The sequence below is a fragment of the Armatimonas sp. genome, assembly GCF_043760365.1.
Lineage (GTDB): Bacteria > Armatimonadota > Armatimonadia > Armatimonadales > Armatimonadaceae > Armatimonas.
Genome location: NZ_JAYUPA010001047.1, coordinates 1 through 7,245 on the forward strand (window position 1 = coordinate 1; position 7,245 = coordinate 7,245).

The 7,245-nt window shown below is 59.8% G+C and carries 7 protein-coding genes; 1 reads left to right on the forward strand and 6 read right to left on the reverse strand.

What is annotated here, in order from left to right:
• Positions 1-69 precede the first annotated feature (69 nt).
• Genes ACH2EH_RS26730 through ACH2EH_RS26755 form a run of 6 tightly spaced genes read right to left on the reverse strand, consistent with a single transcriptional unit; the run spans position 70 to position 5,273 of the window.
• Positions 70-489, reverse strand: a complete 420-nt coding sequence (locus ACH2EH_RS26730; protein ID WP_395146502.1) for a type II toxin-antitoxin system VapC family toxin — start codon at positions 487-489, stop codon at positions 70-72.
• Complete coding sequence (locus tag ACH2EH_RS26735) at positions 486-767, reverse strand: type II toxin-antitoxin system HicB family antitoxin (protein ID WP_395146504.1); 282 nt, start codon at positions 765-767, stop codon at positions 486-488. Before ACH2EH_RS26735 ends, ACH2EH_RS26730 begins: the two co-directional genes overlap by 4 nt.
• A 5-nt stretch (positions 768-772) precedes the next feature.
• Positions 773-2,146, reverse strand: a complete 1,374-nt coding sequence (locus tag ACH2EH_RS26740) for an FHA domain-containing protein (protein ID WP_395146506.1) — start codon at positions 2,144-2,146, stop codon at positions 773-775.
• Positions 2,143-2,994, reverse strand: coding sequence for an FHA domain-containing protein (locus ACH2EH_RS26745; protein WP_395146508.1), 852 nt, complete (start codon positions 2,992-2,994; stop codon positions 2,143-2,145). Before ACH2EH_RS26745 ends, ACH2EH_RS26740 begins: the two co-directional genes overlap by 4 nt.
• Positions 2,991-4,505, reverse strand: a complete 1,515-nt coding sequence (locus ACH2EH_RS26750) for an NAD(P)H-hydrate dehydratase (RefSeq protein WP_395146510.1) — start codon at positions 4,503-4,505, stop codon at positions 2,991-2,993. The genes ACH2EH_RS26745 and ACH2EH_RS26750 overlap by 4 nt, the downstream gene beginning before the upstream one ends.
• 39 nt (positions 4,506-4,544) lie before the next feature.
• The gene (locus tag ACH2EH_RS26755; RefSeq protein ID WP_395146512.1) at positions 4,545-5,273 is read right to left on the reverse strand and encodes a M15 family metallopeptidase; all 729 of its coding nucleotides are present in this window, start codon (positions 5,271-5,273) and stop codon (positions 4,545-4,547) included.
• Positions 5,274-5,522: 249 nt separating this feature from the next.
• Here ACH2EH_RS26755 and ACH2EH_RS26760 point away from each other — a divergent pair.
• On the forward strand, positions 5,523-7,245 hold a 1,723-nt coding region (locus tag ACH2EH_RS26760), incomplete at its 3' end, for a hypothetical protein (protein WP_395146514.1).

Consider the following 7,245-nt stretch of genomic DNA (forward strand, 5'->3'; position numbering starts at 1 on the left):
CTGCGCCATCTGGGTGCGATTCGGATCGCCCCCCATCACTGTCGGATTCACGCGAATTGTCTGATCCATCTATTGGCTCCAATCTTCTATTTGCAAACCGGGAACTCGGCTAAAGTCACGCACATTACGAGTCACCAATGTCGCCTCAAACTCTAGCGCGATTGCGGCAATGCGCAAGTCCATCTTTCGAACATTTGTCTTTAGTTCCAGCAGCTCTCGGTAGCGCTGGATAGCATCACGAGTAAAAGGCAAGATACGGAAATTTTGCAGAAGCTCAATGCTCTGTCCCAGACTTGCATAACCGAGAGCGAGTCGCTCATCGGTGGTTGCCTTACGCAAAACATCGTACCAACCCGAGATCTGCTCCTCCACGGTGATAATACTGATAGCGAGGTTAAGAGGCGCGGTGGATAAAATCCGTTGTGTGACGAGTACTTCACTTCTGGAAAAAAGTGAGAGGGTGTCTGTGTCAAGAACATAGAGACTCAATTACTTTCTTCAAGCTCCTGACGGCGCTGAGCGATTGCCTCTTGCCAGTCATCAAAGGCAGGGTTATCACGAAACATCCCGGCAAATCGTGCTAACGGGTGCGATTGTGGAGTTCCTTGCCAATCAATCACACGTGCCCCCGCAGGGAGTTGCGCAGTGAAGACTTCTTGAAGACGTCCCAGTGCTTCTTTATCATCACGCCCCTCAGCAAAAATCGTATCGCGGCCCAAAAGAGTAGCGCGCACGCCTTGTGTTGTTGGCTCTAATAAAACTTGCATGAAAATCACTCTACTCTCAGTGTACTGGTGCCAATCACGATCTGATCGCCCGGGGCAAGCGCGACTTTAGTGATGCGCTGGCCGTTGACGAATGTCCCATTGGTGCTTCCCAAGTCTTCCAGTGCCACGCCGCCACCATCAGTTACAAGCTGAGCGTGCCGCCGCGACGTTTTGGTGTCGGCGGGAAGCGCGGCGCTATTGCCCGGATCGCGCCCAAAGACCAGCCCCGCTTGCAAGACGAAGCTCTGCCCCGAGTGCGGCCCCGACACAACAACTAATCTACTCCCTTTCCCTGCCGTAGGGAAGGGGCCGGGGGATGGGTTCGAGGATGGGTTCGAGGATGGGTTTGAGGATGGGTTTGAGGAGGGGTTCAGCGCGTACGGCGACACGCCCGGCTGTGCCACGGGAATGGCAGGCGCTTGTTTCAGATCGCGATTTTCAAGCACCGTGCGCTGACGGACTTGTTTTTCAAAGAACATCAGCACCCGATCCACGATCTGAATTTGGTCACCCGAGCGCAGTTTCTGCTCGCCGGTCACTTTTGCCCCGTTGACCAAGACACCAACCGGGGACTCGCCGGTATCCCGCACCACATAGCCGCCGCTGGGCTGAGCCACGAGCAGCGCGTGGCTGCGTCCGATCTGCGCATTGCCAAAGAGCGGGATGTCGCACAGCTCGCTTCTGCCGATCTTGCTCTCCGCTTTTTCGAGGAGAATCTCTTTGCTGAACTCATTGCGGCCCACTTGGATTTTTACCCAGGCCTCTTTGAGCCACTCTTGAACCAGCGCGATAAATAGCCCGATCATGGCTCCGGTGATCACAAAGCCCAACGTGCGAGAGACGGCTCCCGCTCGGACGCCGGGCATCAGATACGGTGCGATCTCAAAGACGGCACCGCCCAGCAAGCCGCCGATCGCGCCGCCGATCAGCCCGTTACGCCCGACGCGTACGCTCTGTTTACGCCAGCCCTCCGCCGTTCCGGCCAGTGCTCCAATAAAGCACCAGCCTAGGCCACGAGCGATGACATTGCCCAGAAATTCCAGCGGGTTGCGGGCTTTTTCCACATAAAGTGGGGCAAAGACTGCCATCCCAAAGGTGATTCCCACAAACCCGGCAGCAACTCCAATCCCCAACCCGAAGCCCACCGCACGCACCCAGTCACGAGTGCCCGATGCCAGATTGTTCGCGACGCCAAAGAGGGCTCCGAGGAAGCCCCCAAAACACACCGCCGCTGCCGTGGTGTTGCTCAGGTCGGTCTTGGTGGGGGGCCACTGGTCGGTGATGCGTAAAATGCCCGTGACATCGGTGAGGAAGACGACGAGAAGCCCAGCAGCAGCTCCCGCTAGCAGAAACAGCAAGATGCGCGAGGGGAAGTTCACGCCTCGAACCTCAGGCGCGACGAGCCGATCTTGATCTCATCGCCGTGGGAGAGAGTCTGCGTGGCGCTCAGGCGCTGGCCGTTGAGGAAAGTGCCGTTGGCGGAGCCGCTATCGGCGAGCTCCCAGCCGGTGCCGGTGGGCAGAAAGAGAGCGTGCTTGCGGCTGACGGTGCTGTCGGTGGGAAGTGCGAAAGCATTGTCGGGTTCACGGCCCACACTGAGAGCATCCATAAGCGGAATCACTTTCCCGGCAGCAGGGCCACTGATGCCCACGAGCTTGGGCTGCCCTGTGGGTGCAGGCAGTGGCGGCGCGACAGACCTGGTTCCCCCATTCATGGGGGCGGAGGGGGCTGCAGCTCCCGCCGAGGGCAAGTCCGAGAGGGAGGGGAGAGGAGGCAACGGAGCCACAGCGGGCTTGCCAACAGGCGCAGCGGCGGGAGATGCTTCCTGCGGTAGCTCCACCCCGAGCTGCTTGAACGCCCCTGTCACCGTGAGGCCCTTGCTTTTCAGTGCACGCCAGCCAAAGAAGCCGCCACCAACAAGAATCGCCAGCCCGAGCCAGCCGGCGATCAAGCTACTGCCGTTGTTTTGCTCTGGCTCTTTCTCACGCAACACGACCACAACCGGGGCAGCAGTCGCCACGGATGCCAGGGGAGTAGCCGGTGCGGGCGTCGCGGCTTTCGGGTTCGGAGTAGCGGCTTTGGGATCGGGCGTTGGGGTGGCTGTCTGTGGCGCTGGGGTGGCGGCGAGCGTCGTTTTGGGAGGCTCCAGCTTGGGTGCAGGCGTCGGTGTTTGTGCCCGTGCACCTATGGCGAGTAAGAAAGCGAGTGCCGTCAGTTGTGTCTTCATAGGTCGCAAATATCCCCCGATTCCAAGTGTTGCCGCGCGACGGGCAGGGCATCCCGAATCTCTCCGGCGAGTGAGCCTACCAGTAAGCTCTCCCCGGCAAGCGCGTGCCAGGTGGCTCCACAGCGAGCGGCTTCTGTCGCAGAGAGGCCCCGGGCTAGCAAGGCGGCTATCACGCCGGTGAGCACATCGCCGCTTCCTGCCGTTGCCAGTGTCACCGAACCCTCACGGTTGTAGTATAGCCGACCGGAGGGGGTTCCTACCAAAGTTCGTGCGCCTTTGAGCAGAGTCACGGAGCCAAAAGTGTGCGCACAGCGCAACGTGGCATCGGTTCGGTGCGCCTGGACATCCGTGGTAGGGATTCCCAGCAGTCGGCCCAGCTCGCCCGGATGCGGTGTCAGGACACGCTCCCGCTCCGTCAGGCTCTGGAGCAGCTCGGCTTTTAGTGCGATGGCATTGAGCCCATCGGCGTCTATGACGAGAGGAAGTTTAGTACTCTTGAGCAGGGCTTCCACAAAGTCTTGCACCGCCTCGCTCGCCGCGAGTCCGGGGCCAAGCGCGATGGCATCGGTGTGCTCTAGCAGTGGCAAGAGCGCGGCAAGTGCTCCTTCGCCACCATGCGTTCCCTCAGGTGTCTCGGGCAGGGGGCGCACCACCACTTCGGCGGAGAGCGCGGCGACGGTCGCGACCAGGCTCTCCGGGACGGCTAAATAGACCAACCCGGCTCCTGCACGAAGCGCCGCCGTGGCCGTGAGAACGGCAGCCCCTGCCATGCCGCGTGAACCCGCCACAACCAGCACGGTTCCAAACGCGCCTTTGTTGGCATCGCGGCCTTGTGTGCGCCGAGGAAGGGTTTCTTTTACCCAGCTTGCTGTGGTCAGCTCCTGGGTTGGAGGGGTGAGAATCGGCAGTCCAATCTTGGCGACGCTCACTTTGCCCGCGTACTCTGCGCCTGGATAGAGCAAGAGGCCGGGCTTGAGCGCTGCCAGCGTGAGCGTTTTCTGCGCCCGAATCGCCAGCCCTCCAACCACCTCCCCCGTGTCGGCATCCACTCCCGACGGCAGGTCGCAGGCTAGAATTGGCACGCTCGAGGCATTCGCGGCGACAATCGCCTCCGCCATCACGCCCTCGGGCTTGCCCCACGCACCCGTTCCCAGCAGGCAGTCTATCAGCAAGTCGTAGCCCGTGAGCGGCGCATTTTTTAGCGGCAGTATCTTCACGCCGCAGGCACGGAGCGGGGCAAAGTGGAGGGCGGCAGCTCCTCGGAGATCCCTCTCTTCTCCCGTCAACAAAACCGTGATCTCTTTTCCCACCACTGCTAAAAGCCGCGCCGCAACAAACCCATCGCCGCCATTGTTGCCCTTGCCACAGAGAAACGCCACGCGCTGCGCTCCCGCACACGCCCGCGCAAGTGCCTCACCCGCCGACTGCATCAGGCAGACGCTCGGAATCCCCAGGTTCTCAATGGCCTGACGATCCGCCTCCCGTAGCTCCGCCACCGTCGCGATTCTCATGGTGCGCTTCCTGAAACCTCCGGAAAAACCAGAGGTTTCTTATGGACAGTATTCCGGTTTTGTTTGTTCCAAAACGACTATAGAATTTTCCCGCAGGGTTGGCCAGCCGTAAACACACTCCTGCTCGCCGACACGAACGGCCCAGCCGGCATCGCCGTAGCTGTAGTGCCAGAACTCCTCGGCGCAGTTGGAGAACCCGGCGGCGAGCATTGCTGCAAAGAGAATCTCGCGGTGACGGACGGACTTCTCACTCAGACCGTGTGCGAGGCTCCGTGCAGCCTTCCAGCCCGTGAGCGGCTTACGCATCTCAGCCTGCCTGCCCGAGGGAAGCAATAAATGGACATCTACCGCGGCTCCGGTGCAGTGGCCGGGGGGAGCGGGCTGGTCGTAGGGGGCGAAGAAGCGGCAGGTCTGGCGACGGAGGGTGGCGTAGCTCCAGTTCGGGTGCTTCTCCGACAGCTCCGCGAAGTACGTATCGAAGAGCGCCTGCTGGGTTTCTTTCTTACGGAGCGCGGTCGTAACGCGCAATTTATAGCCCGGCGGGAGCGCTGCCTGCGCGACACTCAGCTTCTCGGCAACGGTTCGGCGCAGATACGGCAGACACGTGCGGGCAATACGCACACGGGGGCAGTACCTACGAATATTGACCAGTGGCTCGCCGCACTCACGCTCCTTGATACGATTGAGTGCAGCAATCGGCTCGGGGCCGCTTACGGCTTGGAGTTGGGCAGCAAGCTCAAGAGAAAAAACAGTAGATCGTGGGCGCATTTCTGGGTAGAATTAGCCATCCTCTTAGAAGAGACCTCTATGAAAAAGCTTCGTCCCCTTTCGCAACCTAAGGGCTCTTGATCGCCTTTGGGGATCTGGGAATCGCCTCCCTCGTCGGGATGGGGATCCTGCGAAGATTTTTTTTCATTTCACACTTTTTTTACGGTAGATTCACAGGCACTTTACGAGCGGGGTCTATCCTGAGAGCAACTTAAACCTGACGGCAACGTTACTCAAGTAATTTCGATAATGCGCAACTTTCGCCCCTTTCTCGCCCTGAGCCTGGCTGGCATCGCCTCCACTCCCTCCGCCCATGCCTTCGGCGGTGAGGACTTCCTGACAAGCACTATCGCCAACTGGCATCATGCCGACATCTCCAAGCGCGGTGGCATAGCCGCTAGCTTCAGCGCCGGAGCGGCAGAGTCCATCTGTTGGCATGCAGACTATGTCGACTCCTACGGCTACAACCCCCTCTGGTGGGCTAAGAGCGGAGACATGACCCGCCTCAAGGCCGCGCTGATCGCCAAACCCGAGCTGGCTAAGGTGCACTTCGACGACCTCTACACTATGCAGAGCAGCAACATCCCACTCCCACGCCTGAACCTGCCAGGGCAGGGGGGACGCAACCCATCCCGTCCACCCCGCAACCCGGTGGAGAGTCAGATGCGCCGCTACCTCTCCGGGACGCTGGCTGGCCTGATCTACGCTGCAGAGCAACCGAGTAAGGATAAGTACGGCAAGCCGGTCGTCGGCGATGTGGCGATGGCGCATCATATCTTAGGGGTCTCGCTTCATGCGCTCCAGGACTTCTACTCCCACTCGAACTGGATCGACGAGCCCATGCGCCGTAAGGCCACCTACTTTGACATGGCGTCAACACCCGCACAGTGGACCCAGATGGGCTCCTTCACCCTCTATACTGGCAACTACGAGACTCCGGATCACCAGGGGATCAAGAGCCATGGCAAGTACTCGATCATGGGCTCGATCCTCAATCTGCCCGGTGTCCAGACAGTGATGGAGGCAGGGTGCCACCCGATCTCTCCGATTGCTAGCGATGATGTGTGTCTTGACTACAAAGCGGCCAAGGCGGGCAAGGTAATCCGTGGCGCTTCGGTCGCCAATGTCAAGATTCCCAAGGGCGTGATCTACATGGCCCCCGCTGGGATCAACCTAGACTCCACCTGGATGGCCGAGATCGGAGCTAAGGAGCGCGGGATTGTCACGGCCAACTTCTCCGCTCAGAATGCCTTCCGCAACGCCGAGCACAATGCGATCCGTGCCAGCGAGCAGTGGCTCCGCCGGGTGGGGGCGGCGATGAACCAGGTCGGCAAGGGAGCATTCTGGGGGCGGATTCAGTTAGAGGACTCGGTCAAGGGCTACAACACCCCCAGCGCGGACGCGATTTCGCAGTGGGAGGACTTCGATAAACTCGGCTACCAGTTCGTCTCCGCCGGAAGCTACCCGCCTAAGGCAGGTGATAAGGCCGAGGAGTTCTTCCTGCGTGTCAAGATCAAGACGTCTAAAGCTGAGTACTCAGGAACAGATGCCAATATCTATGCGGTGGTCGAGGGAGCCAACATCCATAATGTCGTCAATGGCACAGACACCCACAAGCGCAGCTTCCTCCTTGACAAAATGCCTGCCAAGGGAGAGGGAAACCTCAAGAAGATCATCTCCTACAACGACTTCGAGGCAGGTGATGAGGATGTCTATCTGGTTGGGCCGCTCAACGCTATGCCCGATACCATTCGCCTCGACAACGACTCGGCTAGTGGCTGGGATGTGGTCGAGACGATGGCAAAGGCGATCTGGGAGAGCATCGAGAACGGTTTGAAGGCAATCGTAGACGGAGTGGTCGAGTTCTTCAAGAGCCTCTTTGGTTCCCATGCCGATTTTGTGGCACAGAACAAGAAGGTCTGGAAGATCTCAGAGCTACCGCAGACAGTCGGGGCAAGTGCTACCTTCAGTG

Coding starts and splice junctions, on each gene's coding strand:
- ACH2EH_RS26735 (WP_395146504.1), bottom strand. CDS start 767: ATGCAAGTTTTATTAGAGCCAACAACACAAGGCGTGCGCGCTACTCTT.
- ACH2EH_RS26745 (WP_395146508.1), bottom strand. CDS start 2,994: ATGAAGACACAACTGACGGCACTCGCTTTCTTACTCGCCATAGGTGCA.
- ACH2EH_RS26750 (WP_395146510.1), bottom strand. CDS start 4,505: ATGAGAATCGCGACGGTGGCGGAGCTACGGGAGGCGGATCGTCAGGCC.
- ACH2EH_RS26755 (WP_395146512.1), bottom strand. CDS start 5,273: ATGCGCCCACGATCTACTGTTTTTTCTCTTGAGCTTGCTGCCCAACTC.